The 23260-nt window shown below is 71.3% G+C and carries 22 protein-coding genes; 9 read left to right on the top strand and 13 right to left on the bottom strand.

Features of this window, described 5'->3' with window-relative positions; translation table 11 throughout:
- Window positions 1-10 precede the first annotated feature (10 nt).
- Window positions 11-640: a hypothetical protein gene (locus AB0C82_RS05210; RefSeq protein WP_362836373.1), complete on the bottom strand. Its 630-nt coding sequence runs from the start codon at window positions 638-640 to the stop codon at window positions 11-13.
- A 238-nt stretch (window positions 641-878) separates the two neighbouring features.
- Here AB0C82_RS05210 and AB0C82_RS05205 point away from each other — a divergent pair, with 238 nt between their 5' ends.
- Complete coding sequence (locus AB0C82_RS05205) at window positions 879-1427, top strand: hypothetical protein (protein ID WP_362836371.1); 549 nt, start codon at window positions 879-881, stop codon at window positions 1425-1427.
- 30 nt (window positions 1428-1457) lie between these two features.
- Here AB0C82_RS05205 and AB0C82_RS05200 read toward each other — a convergent pair whose 3' ends face one another.
- From AB0C82_RS05200 to AB0C82_RS05190, 3 genes are read right to left on the bottom strand one after another with little or no spacing between them, the layout of a single operon-like run.
- Entirely contained in the window at window positions 1458-2240 is a 783-nt protein-coding gene (locus AB0C82_RS05200) for an enoyl-CoA hydratase/isomerase family protein (protein WP_362836369.1), read from the bottom strand.
- A 3-nt stretch (window positions 2241-2243) separates the two neighbouring features.
- Window positions 2244-2705, bottom strand: a complete 462-nt coding sequence (locus AB0C82_RS05195; RefSeq protein WP_362836367.1) for an OB-fold domain-containing protein — start codon at window positions 2703-2705, stop codon at window positions 2244-2246.
- 1 nt (window position 2706) lies between these two features.
- Window positions 2707-3855 carry a lipid-transfer protein gene (locus AB0C82_RS05190; RefSeq protein ID WP_362837065.1) on the bottom strand — a complete coding sequence of 383 codons (1149 nt, stop codon included), beginning with the start codon at window positions 3853-3855 and terminating at the stop codon, window positions 2707-2709.
- A 96-nt stretch (window positions 3856-3951) separates the two neighbouring features.
- On the opposite strand from AB0C82_RS05190, the gene AB0C82_RS05185 reads away from it, so the two are divergent.
- On the top strand, window positions 3952-5508 hold the full coding sequence (locus AB0C82_RS05185) for a FadD3 family acyl-CoA ligase (RefSeq protein ID WP_362836365.1): 1557 nt from the start codon (window positions 3952-3954) through the stop codon (window positions 5506-5508).
- A gap of 82 nt (window positions 5509-5590) precedes the next feature.
- On the opposite strand, the gene AB0C82_RS05180 is transcribed toward AB0C82_RS05185, so the two are convergent.
- Together AB0C82_RS05180 and AB0C82_RS05175 are read right to left on the bottom strand one after the other, a co-directional pair.
- Entirely contained in the window at window positions 5591-5755 is a 165-nt protein-coding gene (locus AB0C82_RS05180) for a hypothetical protein (protein ID WP_362836363.1), read from the bottom strand.
- A gap of 205 nt (window positions 5756-5960) precedes the next feature.
- On the bottom strand, window positions 5961-8918 hold the full coding sequence (locus AB0C82_RS05175; protein ID WP_362836361.1) for a BTAD domain-containing putative transcriptional regulator: 2958 nt from the start codon (window positions 8916-8918) through the stop codon (window positions 5961-5963).
- Between the two features lie 262 nt (window positions 8919-9180).
- Between AB0C82_RS05175 and AB0C82_RS05170 the strand changes: the two genes are divergently transcribed.
- A complete protein-coding gene (locus AB0C82_RS05170) occupies window positions 9181-10401 on the top strand; it encodes an amidohydrolase family protein (RefSeq protein ID WP_362836360.1) in 1221 nt (406 codons plus the stop codon).
- A 90-nt stretch (window positions 10402-10491) separates the two neighbouring features.
- Here the strand turns inward: AB0C82_RS05170 and AB0C82_RS05165 are convergent, their stop codons facing one another.
- Both AB0C82_RS05165 and AB0C82_RS05160 read right to left on the bottom strand, forming a co-directional pair.
- Window positions 10492-11319, bottom strand: a complete 828-nt coding sequence (locus AB0C82_RS05165) for a MerR family transcriptional regulator (RefSeq protein WP_362836359.1) — start codon at window positions 11317-11319, stop codon at window positions 10492-10494.
- A 165-nt stretch (window positions 11320-11484) separates the two neighbouring features.
- Window positions 11485-11688 carry a cold-shock protein gene (locus AB0C82_RS05160; RefSeq protein ID WP_003967102.1) on the bottom strand — a complete coding sequence of 68 codons (204 nt, stop codon included), beginning with the start codon at window positions 11686-11688 and terminating at the stop codon, window positions 11485-11487.
- A 308-nt stretch (window positions 11689-11996) separates the two neighbouring features.
- On the opposite strand from AB0C82_RS05160, the gene AB0C82_RS05155 reads away from it, so the two are divergent.
- The 4 genes from AB0C82_RS05155 (at window position 11997) to AB0C82_RS05140 (ending at window position 16716) form a co-directional block, all read left to right on the top strand.
- On the top strand, window positions 11997-12875 hold the full coding sequence (locus AB0C82_RS05155; RefSeq protein ID WP_362836358.1) for a menaquinone biosynthesis protein: 879 nt from the start codon (window positions 11997-11999) through the stop codon (window positions 12873-12875).
- 372 nt (window positions 12876-13247) lie between these two features.
- A complete protein-coding gene (locus tag AB0C82_RS05150) occupies window positions 13248-14972 on the top strand; it encodes a serine/threonine-protein kinase (protein WP_362836357.1) in 1725 nt (574 codons plus the stop codon).
- A 72-nt stretch (window positions 14973-15044) separates the two neighbouring features.
- Window positions 15045-16244, top strand: a complete 1200-nt coding sequence (gene mqnC, locus AB0C82_RS05145) for a cyclic dehypoxanthinyl futalosine synthase (RefSeq protein WP_362836355.1) — start codon at window positions 15045-15047, stop codon at window positions 16242-16244.
- Between the two features lie 7 nt (window positions 16245-16251).
- Window positions 16252-16716: a hypothetical protein gene (locus AB0C82_RS05140; protein ID WP_362836353.1), complete on the top strand. Its 465-nt coding sequence runs from the start codon at window positions 16252-16254 to the stop codon at window positions 16714-16716.
- Window positions 16717-16819: 103 nt separating this feature from the next.
- On the opposite strand, the gene AB0C82_RS05135 is transcribed toward AB0C82_RS05140, so the two are convergent.
- On the bottom strand, window positions 16820-17659 hold the full coding sequence (locus tag AB0C82_RS05135) for a hypothetical protein (protein ID WP_362836351.1): 840 nt from the start codon (window positions 17657-17659) through the stop codon (window positions 16820-16822).
- A gap of 10 nt (window positions 17660-17669) precedes the next feature.
- A complete protein-coding gene (locus AB0C82_RS05130; protein ID WP_362836349.1) occupies window positions 17670-18164 on the bottom strand; it encodes a SigE family RNA polymerase sigma factor in 495 nt (164 codons plus the stop codon).
- Between the two features lie 121 nt (window positions 18165-18285).
- Between AB0C82_RS05130 and AB0C82_RS05125 the strand changes: the two genes are divergently transcribed.
- Window positions 18286-18978: a demethylmenaquinone methyltransferase gene (locus AB0C82_RS05125; RefSeq protein WP_362836347.1), complete on the top strand. Its 693-nt coding sequence runs from the start codon at window positions 18286-18288 to the stop codon at window positions 18976-18978.
- A gap of 33 nt (window positions 18979-19011) precedes the next feature.
- Here AB0C82_RS05125 and AB0C82_RS05120 read toward each other — a convergent pair whose 3' ends face one another.
- Window positions 19012-19533, bottom strand: coding sequence for a GNAT family N-acetyltransferase (locus tag AB0C82_RS05120; RefSeq protein WP_362837063.1), 522 nt, complete (start codon window positions 19531-19533; stop codon window positions 19012-19014).
- A gap of 97 nt (window positions 19534-19630) precedes the next feature.
- Here AB0C82_RS05120 and AB0C82_RS05115 point away from each other — a divergent pair, with 97 nt between their 5' ends.
- Window positions 19631-20914 carry a geranylgeranyl reductase family protein gene (locus AB0C82_RS05115; protein ID WP_362836345.1) on the top strand — a complete coding sequence of 428 codons (1284 nt, stop codon included), beginning with the start codon at window positions 19631-19633 and terminating at the stop codon, window positions 20912-20914.
- A gap of 76 nt (window positions 20915-20990) precedes the next feature.
- Here AB0C82_RS05115 and AB0C82_RS05110 read toward each other — a convergent pair whose 3' ends face one another.
- Together AB0C82_RS05110 and AB0C82_RS05105 are read right to left on the bottom strand one after the other, a co-directional pair.
- On the bottom strand, window positions 20991-21515 hold the full coding sequence (locus AB0C82_RS05110) for a hypothetical protein (RefSeq protein ID WP_362836343.1): 525 nt from the start codon (window positions 21513-21515) through the stop codon (window positions 20991-20993).
- Window positions 21516-21688: 173 nt separating this feature from the next.
- On the bottom strand, window positions 21689-22528 hold the full coding sequence (locus AB0C82_RS05105) for a C40 family peptidase (protein WP_362836341.1): 840 nt from the start codon (window positions 22526-22528) through the stop codon (window positions 21689-21691).
- Window positions 22529-23260: the final 732 nt, after the last annotated feature.

Genomic DNA, 23260 nt, shown 5'->3' with positions numbered 1-23260 from the left:
CCGGGCCACGTCACGCGCCCGGGGGACGGCGGCGATCGCGGCCGTCCTGCGTGGGGTACGTGCGCGTCTCCTCGTTCTCACGGGAGTCCGGCCCCACGTACGGGTCCACCTCCCGCTCAGGCCAGGGCGACGTCTGCGCCGAAGGCCCCGGCTCCTGCGTGGGCGGCCAGGTGTCCGGATGGTCCGACCCCGGCGCGACGAACGGTTCCGCGTGGCGACCCGGCAGCCGCCGGGGCCGCCCGGACATCAGCACCGCACCCAGCAGCAGCAGCACCCCGCCGATGCCCGCGAGCGCCACGCCCTCCTGGAGCCCGGAGCCGCCGCCCACCGACAGGCTGCCGGCCGCCTGTCCCTGGCGGACCATCCACAGCACGGTGAACCCCAGCACCACGACACCCGCGAACGCCACCACGGCGCGCGACCGCAGCAGCACCCCTGCCAGGGCCACCGCCGCGGCGAAGAGGAACGGCAACAGGATCGAGACCAGCACCGCGGAGCTCGCGTCGGTGATGCCCCCGAAGAGGTCCTGGATCCGGTAGTCGCGCCCGAGCCGGCCTTCGTACCAGTCGAGGAACGGGCTCACGACGGCAGCCGCCGCGCCTGCGAGGGCGACGACGGAACCGAGGACGTTGCGGATCATCAGCGGCCTCCCGAGGAGCCGACGACTTGCGCGATACGCGCGCCGGCCGGCGTACGCACCCCCGGAAGGCCGACGCTACGCCGGGCCGTACCCGCCCGCGACCGGGCAGACGATGACAAGACCGTGACAGGGCCATGACTGAACGCCGCGGTCGTCGGCGGGATGCTGTGCGTTACGGTGTCGCGCGGTCCGCTCGACGGCCGCAGGACGTGTCGACAACACAAGGGGGGCTGCATCGATGATGCGCCGACGTATGAGGTTCGCGGCGGTACTGGTCGTGGTGGTGCTCGCGCTCACCGGGTTCTCCACCTCCAGCAGCGGAGGCAAGGGCAGCGGCGGCAAGAGCCGTAGCGGCAAGAGCAGCGGCTCCGGCGGCGGTGGCTGCTCCAGCTCCAAGAAGAGCAACAACGACTACGACTACGACGAAAGCTCCTACGACGACTCCTCGAGCAGCTCCTCCGGCGGAACCGACTACACGCCGACCCCCGGTTCCACGGCCACCGACGCCCCCGAGGTGCGGGTCATCCGCTGCGCACAGGCCCGCAAGGGCAAGCGCAAGGCCGTCACCTCGTCCGTCATCCAGCTCCGCGCCACGGCGTCCGGCGCGGCGAAGACGTACGACGTCGAGGTGACCTTCCTGGACGCGCTCGGCAACACCGTCGACACCGGCGAGACCACCGCGGAGCTGGCGTACGGCGAGGTCAAGAGCCTCAGCATCCGTATGGACAGCCCCCGCAAGGTGTCCAAGGTGAAGAAGTGCCGCGTCACGGCGGAACCGCGCTACTGACCGGGCCCGCTCGCCTCTTCTGCCCCTTCCTCACCGCAACCGGTACGTCCCGCGCCCGCCCCCGTTCCGCCCTTCGAACAGCTCCGTCTGCCGCCCCGGCGCCAGGTTGCCGAGCGCGATCAGCTGCGGGGCGTGGGCCAGCGCCTGGGTCCGCGCCGCCTCCTTCGCGGACCACACCGCCCGCACCGTGCCCTGGACCGCGGCCGTCGGGTACGAGGCGATGACAGCCGCCGCCCGCAGCGCCGCTTCCACCGCGCCGCCGGCCGGGGTGACCTCGCTGACCAGCCCGGTCTCGTACGCACGCCGGGCGGTGACCCGTTCGGCGGTGCCCATCAGTGACATCCGGGCGACCTCGCCGAACGGCATCCGCTGCGCCATCGAGATCGCCTCGTACGCGCTCACCATGCCGTACGTCGTGTGCGGATCGAAGAACGTCGCCTCCTCGGAGGCGATGACGAACTCCGCCTCGCCCAGCAGATAGAAAGCCCCGCCGCAGGCCATCCCCTCCACCGCCGCGATCACGGGCTTCCACAGGTCGTTCGCCTTGGGCCCGACCGCGATCAGGGGGTCGTCGATCGCGTACGGGGAAGGCGGCTGCGGCACCTCCACCCCGCGGTCGATCCCCGTGCAGAAGGCGCGCCCGCCCGCCCCCGTGAGCACGACGGCCCGCACGTCCTCGTCGTACCGGAACGCCCGCCAGAGCGAGGTGAGTCCGGCCGCCGTCGCCAGGTCGATCGCGTTGAGCTTCTCCGGCCGGTCGAGGGTGACGAGCGCGACCCCGGTTCCGTGATCCGTCTCCGTGCGCAGCGCCACCGCTCACCGCTCCAGCTGCCAGCGCACCATGGTCACGCCCGGCGCGGCGGAGGGATCGGGGCCGGGCGGGCAGAAGACCGCCCGCACCCCGGCCCCGATCCGCAGCCTTCCCGGATCGACCGAGTCCAGCGCGGCGTGCGGCCCGCTCACCACGTTCCCGACCAGCCGGATCCCCGGCGCATCGGCCAGCTCGACGACCACCGCGTTGTACGGGGCCTGTTCCGCGTACGCGGGCAGCAGGGGCGGATGCGGGACCACGTACGACCAGATCCGGCCGCGCCCGCTCACCGGGAGCCACTCGCTGTCGAAGGACTGGCAGCGCGGGCAGCAGGGACGGGGCGGGAAGCGGAGTTCGCCGCAGCCTGGGGCGGCGCACGCCTGGATCCTGAGTTCGCCCCGGGCGGCGTACTCCCAGAAGGGCGCGCCGTCCTCGTCGACGACGGGTGACAGCAGACGGTCCGACATGTCAGCTCCTCAGCAGGACGGCGGAGGTGGGGACGCCTTCCCCGGCGGTGACCAGGCAGGTCGCGGCGTCGGGGACCTGCGCGGTGGAGACGCCGCGCAGCTGCTTCACGCCCTCGTTGATGAGGTTGAATCCGTGGACGTACGCCTCGCTGAGACCGCCGCCGCCCGTGTTGATGGGCAGCCGCCCGCCGCTCTCCAGTGCGCCGCCCTCCGTGAACGCGGCGCCCTCGCCGCGCCCGCAGAAGCCGTAGCCCTCCAGGGAGAGCGGGATGAGCGGGGTGAACGCGTCGTAGATCTGCGCGACGTCGACATCGCCCGGCCCGAAGTCGGCCTGCTTCCACAGCTGCCGGGCCGCCGTCCAGGCGGGGCCCGTGAGCGGGTCGTCGTTCCAGTAGTTGACCATCCCGTGGTGCTGGGCGGGGAGCCCCTGGGCGACGGAGTGGATGTAGACGGGCTTCTGCCGGCAGTCGCGGGCGCGCTCGGCGGAGACGATGACGCAGGCGAGTGCCCCGTCCGTCTCCAGGCAGTTGTCGAAGAGGCAGAGCGGATCGCTGATCCAGCGGGAGGTCATATACATGTCGCGGGTCAGCGGGCGTTCGTACATGACCGCGTCCGGGTTCTGGTTGGCGCGGTTGCGGCAGGCGAGGGCCACGTTGAAGAGATGGTCGCGGGTCGCCCCGTACTCGTGCATGTAGCGCCGGGCCAGCATCCCGATCTCGTCGGACGGCCGCAGCAGCCCGTACGGCCGGGTCCACTGGGCGGGGGTCGGCAGCTGGACGGCGGTGTTCTTCCAGGGCCGGGGCCCCGAGCCGCGCTTCCGTGACCGCCAGGCCACCCCCACGCTCGCCTGACCGGTGGCGACGGCTGCCGCGAGGTGCGCGATCGTGGCGCAGGATCCCCCGCCCCCGTAGCCCACCTTGCTGAAGAAGGTGACATCGCCCGCGCCGATGGCCTTGGCGACCTCGACCTCGTCGGTCTCCTCCATCGTGTACGAGGCGAAGGCGTCGACCTCCGCGGCCGCGATCCCCGCGTCGTCGAGAGCGGCGACGACGGCCCGGCAGGCCAGCGTCTTCTCGGACTCGGGGAGCTGTTTCGCGAAGGCCGTCTGCCCTATGCCGACTATCGCTGTCACGTCTTTGAGCGTCGCCACCGCCACCTCCGGGACCGTCATGACTGCTGACAGCGCCAGAGGCTACAGCTAATCTGACGGATAGTCAGCTATTGTGCTCGGCCGGGAGGACAGACGATGCGCGGCGACGAGGAATGGTCCACCGTCCCGGGGCTGGTGCGGGCGGCAGCCGAGCGGTACGGGGACCGGGAGGCGGTCGTCGAGGGCCGCACCCGCGTCTCGTACGCCGAGCTCGGCGAACGCGTCGAACGGGCCGCCGCCGCGTGCATGGCCTCCGGCGTCGAGCCGGGTGACCGGGTCGCGACCTGGGCGCCGAACACCCTGGACTGGATCGTCTCCGCGCTCGGGGCGGTCACGGCGGGCGCGGTCCTCGTCCCGCTCAACACCCGCTTCAAGGGGACGGAGGCGGCGCACATCCTGCGACGGAGCCGGGCGAAGCTGCTGTTCGTCACCGGCACGTTCCTGGGTACGTCGTACGTGGCGTCCCTGCGCCGGGCCGAGATCGGACTCCCTGACCTGGAACGGGTGGTGGTCCTGGCGGACAGCGCCCCCGACGACTACCTGGCCTGGAAGGACTTCCTGGCGGCGGGGGAGGGGGTGGCGCCGGACGCGGTACGGGAGCGTACGGCCGCGATCACGCCCACCGCCCCCTCCGACATCATCTACACCTCGGGCACGACGGGCCGCCCCAAGGGCGCGGTCATCACCCACGCCCAGACCTTGCGGTGCTACGCGATCTGGAGCGAGCTGGCGGGTCTCCGCGAGGGTGACCGCTACCTCATCGTGAACCCGTTCTTCCACACCTTCGGCTACAAGGCGGGGATCATCGCCTGCCTCATGCGCGGGGCGACGATGGTCCCGCAGCCGGTCTTCAGCGTGGACACGGTCCTGGCGAACATCGCCGCGGAGCGCATCTCGGTGCTGCCGGGCCCGCCCACCCTCCACCAGTCCCTGCTGGACCACCCCTCCCGCACCGCCCACGACCTCTCGGCACTCCGCCTGGTCGTCACGGGCGCGGCCGTGGTCCCCCTCCGACTGGTGGAACGCCTGCGCGACGAGCTCGGCATAGCGACGGTCCTCACCGCGTACGGCCTCTCCGAGGCCGGCGGCATCGTCACGATGTGCCGCACCGGAGACCCGGTGGACGTCATCGCCTCCACATCCGGCCGCGCGATCCCCGGCACGGAGGTCCGCGTCCTGGCCGCCCCGGGCACCGCAGGCGAGGTCCTGGTCCGGGGCTTCAACGTCATGTCGGGCTACTTCGAGGACCCGGACACGACGGCCACCACGATCACCCCGGACGGCTGGCTCCGCACGGGCGACGTCGGCGTTCTGGACGAGGCCGGCAACCTCCGCATCACGGACCGCATCAAGGACATGTTCATCGTCGGCGGCTTCAACGCCTACCCGGCGGAGATCGAGCAACTCCTGGGCCTGCACCCGGACGTGGCGGACGTGGCGGTGATCGGGGTCCCCGACCCGAGGCTGGGTGAGGTCGGCAAGGCCTTCGCGGTCCGCCGCCCGGACGCGACGCTCACGGCGGACGACCTGATCGCCTGGTCGAGGCGCGAAATGGCGAACTACAAGGTTCCGAGAACGGTGGAGTTCGTGACCGAGCTCCCGAGGAACGCGAGCGGCAAGGTGCTGAAGGGGGAGCTGCGGGCGAGCTCCTGACCCATCCGCACGCGGACATGCAACGGCCGCGATGGCTCCCCCTCCGCGCCACCGCGGCCGCCCCCCCGTGCGGGTGTGGTCTCTACCGGACCGGCTTGAACGGCTCCGACGTGGCGTGCTGGTCCAGCGTGGTCAGTTCGTCGCCGGTCGCGTGCTGGTCCTGCGTGGTGATCGGAGTCTCCGGCTCACCCGTGGCGTGCTGGTCTGCCGGCTTGAGAATCGGGTCCTGCTTCGCTGCGTCGGCCATGGTGGTCAACTCCGTCTCTGGTGCGGTACGCGATGGCTTGGTGAGAAGCCCGTCCGGCTGTTCCCCCGTGGACTGCCGGACGGGCCTCCTGGGGCCGTTCACCTCAGTGGTGTGGCCGCATGTCCCCCGTCTGCCCCCCGACGCGACGGATCGACAGGCATGAGAATGGCGGGCCAGGATAAACGAACGATGAACGCGCCGTTCGTCAGGCGGCCGATGCCGGGGTCAGAAGTGCCCTGACGTCGTGCGCCTCGGGGGATCCGAGTTCCTCGTAGATGCTGAGCGCCTCCCGCCAGCACACCTGGGCGCGCCCGGTCTGCCCTATTCCGTCCAACGCCCGGCCGAGCACGGTCAGAACGTTGCCGCGCCGCCAGTCACCCCCGATGCCACGGAGGACCGTGAGCGCCGACTCGGAGTACTGGGCGGCCTGCGCGGAGCGGCCGGAGGCGATCTCGACCTCGGCCAGGCGGAACAGGGTCATGCCCTCCCACAGCCGCTGGCGGCTGTCGCGGAAGACATCCAGCGCCTCGTTCAGCTGGTCCGTCGCGGCGGAGAGGTTCATGCTCTGCGTCAGGGCGAGGCCCAGGGCGTACCGGCCGTTCGCGCCGCGCAGCGCGTGGCCGAGCGAGTCGTAGATCTCGATGCCGGAGCGGGCGAGGGTGATCGCACTCTTCGTGCGCCCGGTAGCGAGGTGGATGCGCGACAGGTTGCACAGCGCGCTCGCCTCGCCCGGCCGGTTCCCGTCGCTCCGGAACGCCTCGATGGCCTGAGTCAGGAAGTCCTCTCCGTCCGCGTGACGGTTCTGGTAGAGGGCGATGATTCCCCGGGCGTTGGAGGCCCAGCAGGCGGGCAGGGGGTCGTCGACCATGCCGGCCAGCCGCAGGGCCTCCTGGGCCTCGCGATCGGCGTGGTCGAACCGGCCGGCCAACTGGTGCACGTTGGCGAGCGACATGACGGCTCGGCCCTCCGCGCGAGGATCACCGCAATTCCTCGACGCCTCCCGGACCGTGAGCGCCGCCGCTTCGTACTGCTTGGAGTTGGCGCCCGACTCGCCCAGGTCGAGGGCGGCGTACAGGAGATCGACGGCCCGGCGCAGGGTGGCGGGTCGTGACGCCTGACAGACGCACGCGAGCAGGTTCGTCGCCTCCGTGTACAGCCAGTCCAGCGCCGAGTGCCGGTCCGTGAACGACAGACCCTCGTGCTCCGTCGACTCCAGGTGGTCCACCAGCCGGTCCCCCGGCCGCTCCTGCGCGTACACCCCCGCCGCCGTCGCCAGGTAGAAGTCCAGCAGCCGTGACAGCGCCAGCTCCCGCTCCACCGGCGGCTGTTCGTCGCGTTCCGCGCATGAACGCGCGTAGAGACGGACCAGGTCGTGGTAACGGTAGCGGCCCGGGGCCGCCGACTCCAGCAGGCTCGTGTCGACCAGGGACTCCAGCAGGTCCTCCGCCGCGTGGGCCTCCAGGTTCAGCAGGGCCGCCGCGGCTGCCAGGGAGATGTCCGGGCCGTCCGCCAGGCCCAGCAGGCGGAACGCGCGGGCCTGGGCCGGTTCCAGCTGTCCGTAGCCGAGCTCGAAGGTCGCCTTCACCGCGAGGTCGCCCGCCTGGAGTTCGTCCAGGCGGCGGCGCTCGTCGGCGAGCTTGGCGGCGAGGACCGAGACCGTCCAGGTGCGGCGGGCGGCCAGGCGGGAGGCGGCGATGCGGATGGCCAGGGGGAGGAATCCGCAGGCGGCGACCACGTCGAGGGCCGCCTCGCGCTCCGAGGTGACGCGTTCGTCGCCGACTATGCGGGTGAAGAGCTGGAGCGCTTCCTCAGGGGACATGACGTCCAGGTCCACCAGGTGCGCGCCCGCCAGGTCGACCATGCGGACACGGCTCGTGACCAGGGCGGCGCAGCCCGCCGTGCCCGGGAGCAGCGGGCGGATCTGGGCCGCGTCGTGGGCGTTGTCCAGGAGGACCAGGATGCGGCGGCCGTCCAGGGTGGACCGGTAGAGCGCGGCCCGTTCGTCGAGGGAGTCGGGGATCGAGGAGTCCGGGGTGCCCAGCGCCCGCAGGAACGCGCCGAGGACCGTCTCCGGCTCGGCGGCCCGGGCGCCGGCGCCCTGGAGGTCCACGTACAGCTGACCGTCCGGGAAGTGCGGTCGGGCCTCGTGGGCGACGTGCACGGCGAGGGTCGTCTTGCCGACGCCCCCGATCCCGGCCAGCGCGGACACGGCCATGACGGACGCCTCGGCGGTGGCGAGCCGGTCGCCCAGTTCCCGTACGAAGGAGGCGCGGCCCGTGAAGTCGGGCACCGTCGCCGGGAGCTGGGCGGGGCGGACCGCGGCAGGCGCCGGGGCGGATTCGTCGGCGGGGCGGGCCAGTTCCTCGTCCGCCGTGAGGATGCGCTGCTGGAGCTGGGCCAGCTCGGGGCGCGGGTCGACGCCCAGCTCCTCCGCGAGGAGGCGGCGCGTGTCCGCGTACACCGCGAGCGCCTCGGCCTGCCGGCCGCTGCGGTACAGGGCGACCATCAGCAGTTCACGCAGGCGCTCGCGCAGCGGATGCGCGGCCGTGAGCGCGGTCAGTTCGGAGACGGCCTCCGCGTGGCAGCCGACCTCCAGGTCCAGGTCGAGCCGCGTCTCGGTGAGCTGGAGGCGCCACTCCTCCAGCCGGGTGCGCTGGTTCTCCGCGTACGGGCCGGGTACGGAGGCGAGCGCCTCGCCGTCCCACAGGCCGAGGAGCTTGTTGATCAGCGCACGGGCCTGCTGCCGGTCCCCGGCCGCCCGCGCCTTCTCCGCCTCGGCGGCCAGGTCCTGGGCGAGCGTGACGTCCAGCGCGTCCCGGCCGATCCGGATCGCGTACCCGCCGGACTCGCTGACCAGGGTGTCCTGGCCCAGGATCTTGCGGAGCCTGGAGGCGTACGTCCGGATGGTGGCCAATGCCTGGGAGGGCGGGTCCTCGCCCCAGAACGCGTCGATGAGTTCCGCCGCGGTGGCCGTCCGGCCGTCGCGCAGGAGCAGGGCCGTCAGGAGGGCGCGCTGCTGGGGCGAACCGGAAGGCAGCGCCTCCCCGCCGCGCCAGGCGCGCACGGGTCCGAGAACGGCGAAGCGCAGCGAGGAGCCGGATTCCCCGCCCTGCGGCACGCGCTGCTCCGGAACGCGCACGCGTGGCCCGTGGTCACGGTCCATTGATGCCCCCTGTCCTGCTTGCCCGCCGGTCCTGCCCGATCGCGCCTGTTCGGTATGCCCGCCCCTGAGTTGATGTGCGGCGTGCATCCGGATTGCTCCTTACCACTGGTATCGCGGTCAACAGTCTGCCTTGTTCTGGGCCGAGTCGTCAGCAGTGGGTGACGCTCTGCACAACCCCTCGACAACGATTCGGAACCGGAGGGCCGTACGGATGGCCGCCAGATAGCTGACGGTTCGTCAGATCAGCGCTACCGTGGAGCACATGGAGACCTTCCCGAAGATCATCTCGGTGGACGACCACACGGTGGAGCCCGCTCATGTCTGGCGGGACCGGCTCCCGTCCAGGTACGCCGACTCCGGACCGCGCGTCGTGCGGGCGCCCCTCAAGGAAATGACCTTCCTGGGCGGCAAGTTCGCGCCCGTCATGGGGGAGAAGGGCGACGACGGACCGATCGGCGACTGGTGGGTGTACGAGGACCTGCGCCGCCCGCTCACCCGGCTGGACACCGCCGTCGGCTACGACCGGGACGAGATCAAGCTCGAAGTCATCACGTACGAACAGATGCGTCCCGGCTCGTTCTCCGTGCCGGAGCGGCTGGCCGACATGGACGTCAACCACGTGCAGTCCGCGCTCTGCTTCCCCACGTTCCCACGCTTCTGCGGCCAGACCTTCACGGAGGCGAAGGACCGCGAACTGGGGCTGCTGGGCGTGCGCGCCTACAACGACTGGATGGTCGAGGAGTGGTGCGGCCCCGAAGCGCACGGCCGCCTCATCCCGCTCACCCTCGTGCCGCTCTGGGACGCCCAGCTCGCGGCGGCGGAGGTGCGGCGCAACGCCGCGCGGGGCGTGCGCGCGGTGGCGTTCTCCGAGATACCCCCGCACCTCGGGCTGCCGTCCGTCCACACGGACGAGTGGGACCCGTTCCTGCGGGCCTGTGACGAGACGGGGACGGTGATCGCCATGCACATCGGCTCCTCGTCGAGGATGCCGTCCACCTCGGCCGACGCCCCGCCCGCCGTGGGGTCCACCATCACCTTCGCCAACTGCTGCTTCTCGATGGTCGACTGGCTGATGAGCGGCAAGTTCGAGCGCTTCCCCAACCTCCGGATCATGTACGCGGAGGGCCAGATCGGATGGATCCCGTACATTCTGGAACGCGCCGACGTGGTGTGGGAGGAGAACCGGGCCTGGGGCGGGGTAGCCGACAAGGTGCACAGGCCGCCGTCCGAGCTGTTCACCGACCATGTCTTCGGCTGCTTCTTCGACGACCCCTTCGGGCTGAAGAACCTCGACGCGATCGGAGTCGGCAACGTCCTGTACGAGACGGACTACCCGCACTCCGACTCGACCTGGCCCCGCTCGCGCGAAGTGGGGGAGTCGCAGATGGGGCACCTGGACGCGGACGTCGTGGACCGGATCGTGCGACGCAACGCGATCGATCTGCTGGGGCTGACCGACGAAGGGCTGTGGGCGGGGGCGTAGGCGGGCGGGGGGAGTGAGTCCGTACGGGACCCCGCCCCCCGCCCACCGCGTCAGGCCCCGCCCAGCGCGTCAGCCCTCGCCCTCACCCCGTCAGGCCCGCGTCACCGGTTCCTGGAGCTCCGTCACCCACGCGTCCCGGTCCGCCGGGCACTCCAGGTTGACCTCCCGGGTGTAGCCCAGCGAGCGGTATCCGTTGGTGTCCAGCCAGCGCGCCAGTGTCTGCTCTGCGGAGAGGACCCCGTCCATCGCGCCGCGGTGCACGATCGTCGCCGCCTCGAAGGCGGGCAGTTCGACGACCGTGACGCCGGTGTCGCCGACCGGTCCCACCGGAGCGGAGACCGTCACCCCCGCGTGCACGGTGATCGCGCCCTCACCCGCCGGGTCGTCCTCGTACCGTGCGACACCCGGCCCCGTGGGGCTGATCCCGGCCGCCGCCAGCAGCGGGAACAGCCGGTCGTACAGCGGGCCGATCACCGGGGTGACGGCCTGCGGCCGGTAGCTCGCCGCGGTTCCGGTCAGCTCCGCCACCCGTGCCGCCGGGACCTGCTTGATTACGACATCGTCTGCGGACATGTGTCCCTCGCTCTCGATCGACCGGAGCCTCGCCTCGACCTGTGCCAGCCGGGCCGTCGCCTCGGCCACCGCCGTCTCCAGCTCCGCGTGCCGCAGCCGCAGCATCCCGCGCAGTTCCTCCGGGCCGACCTGCTCGTCGAGCACGGCCCGCACCTGCTGGAGCGTGAAGCCGAGATCCTTCAGGGCGATGACCCGGTTGAGCCGGGCGAGCTGGGCGGCACCGTAGAAGCGGTACCCGGTGGCTGGGTCGGTGCGGTCGGGGCGCAGGAGCCCGATGGCGTCGTAGTGGCGCAGCATCCGGGCCGACACCCGTCCGTACCTGGCGAAGTCTCCGATGGTGAACATGATGTCTCCCAGTGCACGGCCTCACACGGTGTGAAGGTCAAGCGCGACAGCCAGGCCCGGTGGTCATGTGACGAGAAAAAGGCAGGAGCCCCGTTCCCCGCCGAGGCGGAGGAGCGGGGCTCCTTGGGTACTGCTATGCCGGCCGCGATCGACCGACCCGGGCAACTAGGCCGGGGTGACGTTCTCAGCCTGCGGACCCTTGGGTCCCTGAGTGACGTCGAAGTTCACGACCTGGTTCTCCTCGAGGGAGCGGAACCCGGACGCGTTGATCGCGGAGTAATGAACGAAGACATCCGGGCCGCCGCCGTCCTGGGCGATGAAGCCGAAGCCCTTTTCAGCGTTGAACCACTTGACGGTTCCGGTAGCCATAAGCCCTCCTTGGGCCAAAGGGTTGCCCTGCTCCAGAACCTGCAAACAAGTCTGAAAACTACAAAAGCCTGCGGGTTACATGCTCCGCAGGCTCTGTACTGCAAGGGAAACCAAACTGCAACTTGCGGCGAGCCTAGCACGCACTATGCGGGGAGCGGTAGGGGCAATGATCACTTCACCCGCACGTTTGATTAGAGGACCGGACGGGCCGGCGGAGAGGGAGTCCGGGAAGGCCTTGTGACCGGCCCGGGACGCGCCCCGGACGCCCCGCCGGTGCCGGTCCGGGCGCACAGGTCTAGCCTCACGATGTGGACAATTCAACCGTCTCTCCCGTCGAAGGCGACGACCGTCGCAGCCGGCCGCGCGTCGGCCACATCCAGTTCCTCAACTGCCTCCCGCTCTACTGGGGACTCGCACGGACAGGGACCCTGCTCGACCTGGAGCTCTCGAAGGACACCCCGGAGAGACTCAGCGAGCAGCTGATCAGGGGCGACCTCGACATCGGCCCCGTCACGCTGGTCGAGTTCCTGCGCAACGCCGACGACCTGGTCGCCTTCCCCGACATCGCGGTCGGCTGTGACGGCCCCGTCATGTCGTGCGTGATCGTCTCCCAGGTGCCGCTGGAGCAGCTCGACCGGGCCCGGGTGGCGCTCGGTTCGACCTCGCGCACCTCCGTACGCCTGGCGCAGCTGCTGCTCTCCGAGCGGTACGGGGTCGAGCCCGACTACTACACCTGCCCGCCCGACCTCGGCCTGATGATGCAGGAGGCGGACGCCGCCGTCCTCATCGGTGACGCGGCGCTCCGCGCCAACCTGCACGACGCCCCCCGCCTCGGCCTCCAGGTCCACGACCTCGGGGAGATGTGGAAGGAGTGGACCGGGCTGCCGTTCGTCTTCGCCGTCTGGGCGGCCCGCAAGGACTACCTGGCCGCGCATCCCGAGTACGTGACCAAGGTCCACGAGGCGTTCCTCGCCTCGCGGGACGTCTCCCTGGAGGAGGTCACCAAGGTCGCGGAGCAGGCGGCCCGCTGGGAGTCCTTCGACGCCGAGCTCCTGGAGCGGTACTTCACGACGCTCGACTTCCGCTTCGGCCCGGACCAGCTGAAGGGTGTGCGGGAGTTCGCCAGGCGCACCGGAGCGACGACGGGCTTCCCCGCCGACGTGAAGGTCGAGCTGCTCGGCGGCTGATGGTGCGGCCCCTGCGGGGCGCGGCGGTACGGGAAAGGGCCGGGCCCGAATGCGGGAATCCCGGACCTCCCCGGATGTTTATCGCCTTACCGCCCGGGGCGGGCCGGAGCATTCCGTTCCGGTGAATGGAGCGAAAGGGATACGCGTCCGCCAGGTGGACCGGGAGGCCGAATAGGGGACGGCATCCGGCGGCGGTCCCGCTCCCGCCCCGGTAAGGACAGGATCAACGACACATTCACGCCTTTCGAGGTGGCGAAAACCGCCGTTCGTTCCCTATAGGGGTGAAATCGGTAGAACGTTTCCCTGTGACCGGGTGACCCATGCGCCTAGGCTTCGGGTCGCAGGTCGGGACGGTCCACAGGGGGAGTCCATATGCAGCCGCTGGAAGCCGGCGAACCGCACACCATCGGCGCCTACCGGCTCCTCGGCAGGCTCGGTGCGGGCGGGATGGGCCGGGTGTACCTGGGGCGCAGCGTGGGCGGACGTACCGTCGCCGTCAAGGTCGTCCATCCGCACTTCGCACTCGACGAGCAGTTCCGTGCCCGCTTCCGGCGTGAGGTCGAGTCCGCCCGGCGGGTCGGTGCCCAGTGGACGGCCCCCGTCCTGGACGCCGACCCGGACGCCCCCGTGCCGTGGGTGGCCACGGGATACGTCGCCGGCCCTCCGCTCTCGCAGGCCGTGACCACGTACGGGCCCCTGCCCGAGTACGCGGTACGGACCCTGGGCGCCGGTCTCGCTGAGGCGCTGGCCGCCGTCCATGCCGAGGACCTCATCCACCGGGACGTGAAGCCGTCCAACGTGCTGCTCGCCCTCGACGGCCCCCGGCTGATCGACTTCGGTATCGCCCGCGCACTCGGCGCCACCGTCTCGCTCACCTCCACCGGCGTCTCGGTGGGCTCGCCCGGCTACATGGCGCCGGAGCAGATCCGCGGGCTGGACATCTCGGGCGCGGCCGACGTGTTCTCGCTCGGCGCGGTCCTCGCGTACGCGGCGACGGGCAGCGCCCCCTTCCCCGGTGACTCCTCCGCCGTACTGCTCTACAAGGTGGTGCACGAGGAACCGGAACTGGGTGATCTGGAGGGGGAGCTGCGGGAGGTGGTGGCCGGGTGCCTGGCCAAGGACCCCGCGGCCCGGCCCGACCCGGCGGACCTGGCCCGGCGGCTCGCGCCGGGCGGCGCCGCCGCGATGGTGGCCTCGGGGTGGCTGCCGAACTCCCTCGTGCGCGAGGTCAGCCGGGCGGCCGTGGCCCTGCTGGATCTGGAGCCGCCGCAGGACGAGCCGGGGCAGTCGGGTCCCGTGCCGTTCAGCAACGCGTCGCTGGGCAATCCGGTGCTGGGTGTGTTCGGGCCGCCCATCGCCTCGGCTCCGCCCCGGCCCACCGGGCCGCCTTCGACGGGCGGTTCCGTCGGTCCGGCCGTCGCCGGTGGCCAGGGCGCGCAAGGTGATCAGGGCGGCGCTGTGCCAGGGCCGCGCACCCCCGACTCCCGGTTCTCCGTCACCGTGAACGCCGACTCGCCGCCCGGTGTCCGTCGTGGCCGACGTGTGAGCTGCACGGTCGCGCTGGCCGTGGCGGGCGCGCTCGCCGCCGTGACCGTGGGCAGCGGGGTGCTGTCCGGACTCTTCCCCGACAGCGACGACGCGCGGAAGAACGAGGGCGCGGCGACCCCGCCGTCGGCCACCGCGTCGGGGAGGCCGACGCCGGGGGCGACGGGCGGTCAGGCGGGCTCGCTCCCGAAGGCGTTCGCCGGCACCTGGAAGGGCCCGGTGACCGAACGGAGCGGCGCCCCGCACGGCACACTGACCGCCGTGTTCACCCCGGGCCGCAAGGGATCGGACGTCGCCCGGATGAACGTGTCGCTCACGGTGCTGGGCACCACCGTCACCTGCCACAGCATCGGCGAACTCTCCTCCGCCACCGAGCGGGTGGTGAAGATCCGCGAGCGCCTCGACCCGGACAAGGCGAGCAGTACGGGCCTGTGCACGGGCGACGCCGCCGACCTCACCTTCACCCTGACGCCGGAGGGCACCCTCGCCTACCAGTCGTACGAGGAGGGCGCCGGAAAGCCGCACGGCACGCTCACCCGGTCCGGCGACTGAGCCCGACAAGGGCTGGCGTAGGCTGGATCGGTCCGTGGATTCGTTGTAAAACCACCGAAAGGTGACAGCCCGGTGACCGAGAAGGCCGACCTTCAGACCGTCCTCGACCGCGCCGCCGAGGGTGGGCGGATCTCCCCGGAGGAGGCGCTCGACCTCTACCGGTCGGCACCGCTGCACGCGCTGGGAGCTGCGGCCGACGCCGTACGCCGCCGCCGTTACGCGGGTACGGAGCACATCGCCACGTACATCATCGAGCGCAACATCAACTACACCAACGTGTGTGTCACCGCGTGCAAGTTCTGCGCGTTCTACGCGGCGCCGAAGGACACGGACAAGGGCTGGACCCGCGACCTCGACGACATCCTGCGCCGCTGCGCGGAGACCGTCGAGCTGGGCGGCACCCAGATCATGTTCCAGGGCGGTCACCACCCGGACTTCGGTGTGGAGTACTACGAGACGCACTTCTCCGCGATCAAGAAGGCGTACCCGCAGCTGGTCATCCACTCCCTCGGTGCCTCCGAGATCGAGCACATGGCCCGCATCTCCGACGTCTCGGCGGAGGAGGCCATCAAGCGGATCCACGCCGCCGGCCTCGACTCCTTCGCGGGCGCGGGCGCCGAACTGCTGCCCGCACGGCCGCGCACCGCCATCGCCCCGCTCAAGGAGTCCGGCGAGCGGTGGCTGGAGATCATGGAGATCGCACACGGCCTCGGGGTCGAGTCGACCTCCACCATGCTGATGGGCACCGGCGAGACCAACGCCGAGCGCATCGAGCACCTGAGCATGATCCGTGACGTGCAGGACCGTACGGGCGGCTTCCGCGCCTTCATCCCGTACACGTACCAGCCGGAGAACAACAAGCTGAAGGGCCGCACGCAGGCCACGCTCTTCGAGTACCTGCGGATGATCGCCATCGCCCGGCTCTTCCTCGACAACGTCGCCCACATCCAGGGCTCCTGGCTGACCACCGGCAAGGAGGTCGGCCAGCTCTCCCTGCACTACGGGGCGGACGACCTCGGCTCGATCATGCTGGAGGAGAACGTCGTCTCCTCCGCCGGTGCCAGGCACCGCTCCAACCGCATGGAGATCATCGACCTGATCCGCAAGGCGGACCGGGTCCCCGCGCAGCGCGCCACGACGTACGAGCACCTCGTCGTGCACGACGACCCGGCGAACGACCCGGTCGACGAGCGCGTCGTCTCCCACATCTCGTCCACCGCCATCGCGGGCGGCACGGCCCACCCGGAGCTCAAGCTCCTCAGCGCCAACTAGGTCCACGGTGCTGACGCTCCACACGGCCGCGACCGGCCCCGCCGTCCTCGTCGAGGGGCGGCTGGTCGCGGCCGTCGGCGCGTTCGAGGACCTGTCCGCCGCCCATCCGGGGGCCCGGGTGCGGCGCTGGCCCGGCGAAATCGTCCCCGGGCGCGTGCGGGACGGGGTGCGGGCACTGCTGGAGGACACCTTCCACCCGGACGCGTATCTGCCCGAACGGCCCGACCACCGGGGGGAGTCCGTACGGCGGGGCATTCACGCACTGCTGGCGGAGGGCGTCACCGCGGTCGTGGACGACCTGACGGATCCGGCCGTACGAGCCGCGGTCGACCGCAGTGGCCTCGTACGGGTGGCCGCCGGTCACCGGCCGGTGCTGGCGGTGGACGGCCGGGCCGATCTGGCCGTGATCGACGACGACGGCGCGTGCGTGGCGACCGTGCTGGCAGGGCGGCTGGTGCACCGGCGGCGGTGAGGCGCAGCGCTGCGGCACCGACGGTCCGTTCAGGCAGCCGGCTGCTCTCCGCGTACGGCCGGGCGTCACGGGGCCGCGTGGCCCCGGCCGTGGCCCGCTCCGCTCAGCCACCCCGGACGCTGACCTGCTTCTCCAGCAGCGGGTGCTCGTCGGCGTACCTCACCACGTCCAGCAGCCCGCTCTCCCGCACGCCGTCGGCCAACTGCTCCGCGGTCACCGGGGCGGACGCCCCGGCCGCTTCGTCCGGTGCGACCTCCAGCCGCACGTCGCTGCCCCCGTAGGTGAACGTGATCGAGGTGGCCGTCGTCTCCGGTGAACCGGAGCCGCTGACCAGGACCTTCGCCTCGATGCCACCGGGCAGCTCCGCCCTCACGCACGTCAGCTTCTTCCCCGGTTCGTCGAAGCACTCCCCGGCGGGCTCCCCGTCGTCCGGGCGCACCGAGAAGTGGACGTGGAACACCTTGCCGCCCTGCTCGCCCCGGTAGCCGAGGATCGTGGAGTCGAGCGGCAGGATCGTGCCGACGGCTTCCGGCAGGGCCCTGTCCAGCGCGACGGCGGCCCGCTGCTGGAAGTCCTCGAACCGTGTCCGCTCCGTGGGCGACAGCCCTTCGAGGCTTCCCTCCGGCGTCTCGCCCGACGTCGGCGCCACATGCACGGGCGTGCGGTACGGCTCCGGCGTGGCCGCGACCGCCGGCGGCGACGTGACCGTTCCGCCCGATCCGGCACCCGCGCTCCGCGCCCCGCCGTCCCCGCCCGGCAGCGCCACCGCCCCCAGGGCCGCCACCGTCGCCACTCCGAAGGCCCCGGCGGCGGCCGCCAGCCGCCGCCGCGCCCGGCGCCGCCGTCCCTGCGAGACGGCGCCAGGCACCAGGTCGGGCAGCGGGCCGAGCTCCCTGGCCGTGCGGTCCATCGCGTCCTTGACCATCGCGACGTCGTCCTTCATCACGTACTCCTCAGCTCTCGGTGGTGTAGGCGTGGGACGTGCCCAACTGCTCCCGCAGCCGCGCGAGCGACCGCGAGCACTGGCTCTTGACCGTGGACTCGCTGCACCGCAGCAGCCCGGCCACCGACTCGACGCTCAGGTCCTCCCAGTACCGCAGGACGACCATCGCCCGCGCCCGGGGCGGGAGCCCGGCGAGCGCGGCCAGCAGCGTCACCGTCAGTTCGGGAGCGGCGGCGACGGGTGGCGTGCTCACCGGGGTGTGGGCCAGGAAGTCCCGCAGGCGGCGCCTGCGCTCCGCGAGGTACGTACGGGTGAGCACGGTCCGCGCGTACGCCTCGGGGTGGTCGGCGGCGCTCACCCGCGGCCAGTGCTGGAAGAGCTTCGCCAGCGTCGTCTGGGTCAGATCGCGGGCCCCCTCCACGTCACCGCAGAGCAGATACGCCGTCCGGTACAGACGGCGCTGGTTCGCCCGGGCGAAATCCTCGAAGCCGACATCGACGGACATCCGCTCCCCCTTTCCTCTGTCCGGTGGTCTCACCCCTGTACCGAGTGCGGACGGACCCAAAAGGTTGAAGCCCTCATACGCCGCTGCGGTACGGGAGGTGCCGGGCTGCTTGAATGGACGGGTGACCCGAGCCTCCCTGGACAAGCAGCCGCACGAAGTCGCCTCGATGTTCGACGACGTGGCGGCCAAGTACGACCTCACCAACGACGTGCTCTCGCTCGGCCAGGCCCGGCTGTGGCGCAAGGAGGTCGCGAAGGCGGTGCACGCCCGGCCTGCCGAGAAGATCCTCGACCTCGCCGCGGGCACGGCGACGTCCTCGCTGCCGTTCGCCGCGACCGGCGCCTACGTCGTGCCGTGCGACTTCTCGATCGGCATGCTCCGCGAGGGCAAGAAGCGCCACTCCTGGCTGCCCTTCACCGCGGGCGACGCGACGAAGCTGCCGTTCCGTGACGAGAGCTTCGACGCGGTGACGATCTCCTTCGGGCTGCGCAACGTCCAGGCGACCGAGCAGGCGCTCCGCGAGCTGTACCGGGTGACGAAGCCCGGCGGACGCGTGGTGATCTGCGAGTTCTCCCAGCCGACATGGGCGCCTTTCCGCACGGTCTACACCGAGTACCTGATGCGCGCCCTGCCGCCGGTCGCCCGCGCGGTGTCCTCCAACCCCGACGCGTACGTCTACCTCGCCGAGTCGATCCGCGCCTGGCCCGACCAGGCGGGCCTCTCCGGCCTCCTCCAGAAGGCCGGCTGGTCCGACGTCGCCTGGCGCAACCTCACCGGTGGAGTGGTGGCGCTGCACCGCGGCGTACGCCGCTGACCCACGGTCCGTCAGGTGTGTGGCGCCGGATCCTCACAGCTCCAGCCGGAAGCAGTAGTACGCCTTCTGCCCCGGAACCGGGGTCGTGAAGGTCTCGGCCTGCCGCATACCGAGTCGCCGGGCGACCGCGAGCGAGCGCGTGTTGCGCGAGTCGATCATCGCGACGACGTCCGACACCCCGGCCGCCCGCACCCTCTCCAGCGCCGTGCGGGCGGCGGCCGTCGCGTAACCGCGCCCCCAGGCCGCCCGCCCCAGCCGCCAGCCGATCTCCGTCTCGCCCACCGGCCCGTAGGCGGTGTGCGGCCACGGCTGCGCGCCGGTGAAGCCGAGCACCTCGTCCCGTTCGTCCAGCACGGTCCACAGACAGTGGCCGAGCTCCGCGTCGTGGCGGCGCTGGCGTGCGGTCAGCTCCTCGTACACGGAGAGTTCCGCCGGCCGGCCGCCGAGGAACTCCATCACCTCGGGGCCGGCGAACACCCGGTGCCAGGCGAGGGCGTCCTCGTCGGTCGGGACACGCAGGCGTACGGCGGGGGTCGGACCAGGCGCGATCGGCATCGGGGAGCCCTTCGGGAAGTTGACGGTCATGCCCCCATAGACTGCACGGGACCTGTGCCGTTCGGCACGCGATTCCGAGTCCTCGGGAGATCCGACCGTGACCGAGCCCCTCTCCGAACACAGCGCGGATGTGATCGTCGTCGGGGCGGGCCCAGCCGGCTCCACGACCGCGTACTACCTGGCCAAGGCCGGGCTGGACGTACTCCTCCTGGAGAAGACGGCCTTCCCGCGCGAGAAGGTCTGCGGTGACGGCCTCACCCCCCGCGCCACCAAGCAGCTCGTCTCCATGGGCATCGACATCTCCGAAGAGGCCGGCTGGCTCCGCAACAAGGGCCTGCGCATCATCGGCGGTGGCGTCCGTCTCCAGCTGGACTGGCCGGAGCTCGCCTCGTACCCGGACTACGGACTGGTCCGCAAGCGTGACGACTTCGACGAGCAGCTGGCCCGGCAGGCGCAGAAGGCGGGCGCGCGGCTGTACGAGCGCTGCAACGTCGGCGCCCCGGTCCTCGACGAGCGCACCGGCCGCATCACGGGCGTGAACGCGAAGCTCGGCGAGGAGAAGACCGAGGTCACCTTCCACGCCCCGCTCGTCGTCGCCGCCGACGGCAACTCCACCCGGCTGTCCCTCGCGATGGGCCTCCACCGGCGTGAGGACCGCCCGATGGGCGTCGCGGTCCGTACGTACTTCACCTCGCCCCGCCACGACGACGACTACCTGGAGTCCTGGCTGGAGCTGTGGGACCGCCGTGGCGCCGAGGAACGGCTGCTGCCCGGTTACGGCTGGATCTTCGGCATGGGCGACGGCACGTCCAACGTCGGCCTCGGCATCCTCAACTCCTCCTCCGCCTTCAAGGAGCTGGACTGGCGCGAGGTCCTCAAGGCGTGGTGCGCGTCGATGCCGGAGGACTGGGGCTACACCCCGGAGAACATGACGATGCCGATCCGGGGCGCCGCGCTCCCGATGGCGTTCAACCGCCAGCCGCACTACACCAAGGGCCTGCTGCTCGTCGGTGACGCGGGCGGCATGGTCAACCCGTTCAACGGCGAAGGCATCGCGTACGCCATGGAGTCCGGGCAGATCGCGGCGGACGTCATCGTCCAGGCCCACGCCCGCGCGACCCCGGCGCAGCGCGAACTGGCCCTGAACAACTACCCGAAGGTCCTCAAGGAGACCTACGGCGGTTACTACACGATGGGCCGCGCCTTCGTGAAGCTCATCGGCAACCCGAGGGTCATGAAGATCGCGACGCAACGCGGCCTGACCCACCCGGTCCTGATGAAGTTCACCCTGAAGATGCTCGCCAACCTGACCGACCCCACGGGCGGCGACGCGATGGACCGCATCATCAACGGCCTGGCGAAGGTGGCCCCGAACTCCTGACGGCGGCGTGCCCGCGGGCCGTGTCCGTGGGCTGCCGCCCGGGGACACGACCAGCGGGCCTGCGGAGCGGTGGCTGTCACATGTCGTGGACCGCGGTCTTCGCGGTGGCGACGAACGTCAGGACCGACTTCCAGAAGGGGTCGTAGCCGGCGTCGAACGCGCGGACGGCGTCCGCGTCACCCGCTATCGACGCCTCAAGCGCTCTGAACGGCGGCTGCGTCGCGAGCCGCAGCCGCTCCGCCGCCTCCGCGACGTGGTCGGGACCTTCGAGCGCCACGACCCAGACGACGTGGCGCAGCTTGCTGTACTCCTCGCGCAGGCGCAGCCGGACCTCCCGAAGCTCCTGAGCCCGGCTGCCCGGGGTCCCGGACTCGTGGATGTCCGACACCCGCCAGTACAGGTCGGCCATCCGGTGGGCCTGCTCGATGAGATTCACGTACGCGGTCCTGCGGGTCTCCCGTATGCGCACGGACCGCTGTGTGCTCGCGGCGGCGTCCGCCTGGGTCCTGGCGGCCTGGGCCGTGCCGCGGCTGGTCACCCAGCTCGCGAGGACTGCGGTGCCCGCGGTGAGCGAGGCGATCCAGAGAGCACTGTCGGCCATGCGCCCAGTTTGCCTGCTCATGCCAACCGCGCGCTGCCCGGTTTCCGACAGTGGCCTGATCCTCCCGCGGCCGAAAACGGCAGCCGGTTCGTCCGGCACGACGAAGGGCCGCCGCTCCCGGGCGGGAGTGGCGGCCCTTCGTCATGCCCCGGACGTGCGGGAGCGCTTGTGAATCAGAGAACGCGGACCGCGCCGGTCGGCATGTCGTAGTCCAGGGAGCGCTGCACGGTGCCCGTGCTGGAGTTCTGCGCGCCGACGAACTGACCGCCGCCCACGTAGATCGCGACGTGGTACGCGCTGCCCGCGCTGCCCCAGTACAGGATGTCGCCGGGCTGGAGGCTGTCGAGCGAGACCTGGGTGCCGAAGGTCGACTGGCTCTGCGAGACGCGCGGCAGGTCGATGCCCACCGAGGCGTACGCGGCCTGGACGAGCCCGGAGCAGTCCCACGAGTTGGGGCCGGTGCCACCGGGCACGTACGCGTCGCCGACCTGCGCCTTGGCGAAGGCCACGATGGACGCCGCGGAGCCCGTGGCGCTCGACGAGGAGTACGAGGAGGGCGCGGAGGAGGAGGCGGAGGAGCCCGAGGAGGCGCTGAGCGTCGTCCTCTCGGCCGTGCGGGAGGCGCGCTCGGCTGCCTCTTCGGCGGCCTCGGCCCTCGCCTTGGCGGCGGCTTCCGCCTTCTTCTCGGCCTCGGCCTTGCGTACGGCCTCCGCCTTGGCCTTCTTGGCCTTCTTGGCGGCGGTCTCCGCTGCCGCGTCCTCGTTGGCCTGCGTCTCCAGGTCGAGGGCGACCTGCTGCGTGGCCTCGGCGGACGCCGCGACGGCGGGGGAGAGCCCGGCGGTGATCGTGGGCATCTCGATGGTCTGGGTCACAGGCTCGGCCTGAGCCGGACCGGCGGCACCGGCGACCGCGATGGTGCTGAGGACGCCACCGGCAACTCCGGCTCGCAGTGCCGTCTTCGAAGCACTCTGGCGGGGTTTCCGGTGGCTGGGTATGTGAGCGGTGTGGGACATGAGAACTAGCGCTATCAGGGCATCCGGTGTCCCTTCAAGAAAGGTGTGTTGCGACACAGTTACGTCCGGAACCTGTGAATCCGCTTCCTGGGGGCCTTTATTGACGCCGTAACGGGCAAACCGGGCATGGCTCATCCGGGCTGTGATCACCGGCTTTCTGCAATACGCCCGAATTGCCCGTCGCTTACCATCCGTTCACACCAATGGCCAAGCCCGCTTTAATTGGAGCCTACGTGCTGTGACGCAGGTCACAGCATGGGTCGGCCGGGAGGGGCAACCGCGCGGGCCGGCGAGGGGCGGGCGGGCCGGGCCGGGATCCGGGACCTGACGAGTGGTCAGACGGGTGCCGTCGCGGGGGTGGGTCGGGGGGCGGCCGGGGGTGGGCGGACGGGTCGCGCGACGCCGCGCGAGGCATCCGGATGTGCGTCGCTCACGCGTCCGGTAGTTCGTGAATGGATGCACATGTCCACATCACTCCCGGCCGGACCCTCTTCCGGGTGAGGGCGGGCGGGCCCGAATCCTTTATCACCCCGTGTCGTCCATTTCCAATTTGCTGGAGCACCCCCTCGCTTGATAGCGCGGGATGCCTTTGACCAGCGGTAACCGCATCAGATGTCACGTCTCGTGATCAGTCGACTGCTTCGCGTATGAAGATCACCGCTCATCCCGCTTCATGATCCTTCGCCGGGTGGCGGAGATCACAAAGACGTAGTAGTACCCCGTGTCGCAGAT

It is taken from the genome of Streptomyces sp. NPDC048560, from assembly GCF_040650955.1.
In the GTDB taxonomy this organism is placed as follows: Bacteria; Actinomycetota; Actinomycetes; order Streptomycetales; family Streptomycetaceae; genus Streptomyces.
This window is presented reverse-complemented; position numbering and strand designations above follow the sequence as displayed.

Excerpts from the sequence above, each read along its gene's own strand:
- AB0C82_RS05160 (WP_003967102.1), bottom strand. The coding sequence starts at position 11,688 with ATGGCTACCGGAACCGTCAAGTGGTTCAACGCTGAAAAGGGCTTCGGC.
- AB0C82_RS05150 (WP_362836357.1), top strand. The coding sequence starts at position 13,248 with ATGCAGCCGCTGGAAGCCGGCGAACCGCACACCATCGGCGCCTACCGG.
- AB0C82_RS05210 (WP_362836373.1), bottom strand. The coding sequence starts at position 640 with ATGATCCGCAACGTCCTCGGTTCCGTCGTCGCCCTCGCAGGCGCGGCG.
- AB0C82_RS05175 (WP_362836361.1), bottom strand. The coding sequence starts at position 8,918 with ATGGACCGTGACCACGGGCCACGCGTGCGCGTTCCGGAGCAGCGCGTG.
- AB0C82_RS05180 (WP_362836363.1), bottom strand. The coding sequence starts at position 5,755 with ATGGCCGACGCAGCGAAGCAGGACCCGATTCTCAAGCCGGCAGACCAG.
- AB0C82_RS05110 (WP_362836343.1), bottom strand. The coding sequence starts at position 21,515 with ATGGCCGACAGTGCTCTCTGGATCGCCTCGCTCACCGCGGGCACCGCA.
- AB0C82_RS05170 (WP_362836360.1), top strand. The coding sequence starts at position 9,181 with ATGGAGACCTTCCCGAAGATCATCTCGGTGGACGACCACACGGTGGAG.
- AB0C82_RS05185 (WP_362836365.1), top strand. The coding sequence starts at position 3,952 with ATGCGCGGCGACGAGGAATGGTCCACCGTCCCGGGGCTGGTGCGGGCG.
- AB0C82_RS05165 (WP_362836359.1), bottom strand. The coding sequence starts at position 11,319 with ATGTTCACCATCGGAGACTTCGCCAGGTACGGACGGGTGTCGGCCCGG.
- AB0C82_RS05205 (WP_362836371.1), top strand. The coding sequence starts at position 879 with ATGATGCGCCGACGTATGAGGTTCGCGGCGGTACTGGTCGTGGTGGTG.
- AB0C82_RS05195 (WP_362836367.1), bottom strand. The coding sequence starts at position 2,705 with ATGTCGGACCGTCTGCTGTCACCCGTCGTCGACGAGGACGGCGCGCCC.
- AB0C82_RS05130 (WP_362836349.1), bottom strand. The coding sequence starts at position 18,164 with ATGTCCGTCGATGTCGGCTTCGAGGATTTCGCCCGGGCGAACCAGCGC.
- AB0C82_RS05120 (WP_362837063.1), bottom strand. The coding sequence starts at position 19,533 with ATGCCGATCGCGCCTGGTCCGACCCCCGCCGTACGCCTGCGTGTCCCG.
- AB0C82_RS05105 (WP_362836341.1), bottom strand. The coding sequence starts at position 22,528 with ATGTCCCACACCGCTCACATACCCAGCCACCGGAAACCCCGCCAGAGT.
- AB0C82_RS05135 (WP_362836351.1), bottom strand. The coding sequence starts at position 17,659 with ATGAAGGACGACGTCGCGATGGTCAAGGACGCGATGGACCGCACGGCC.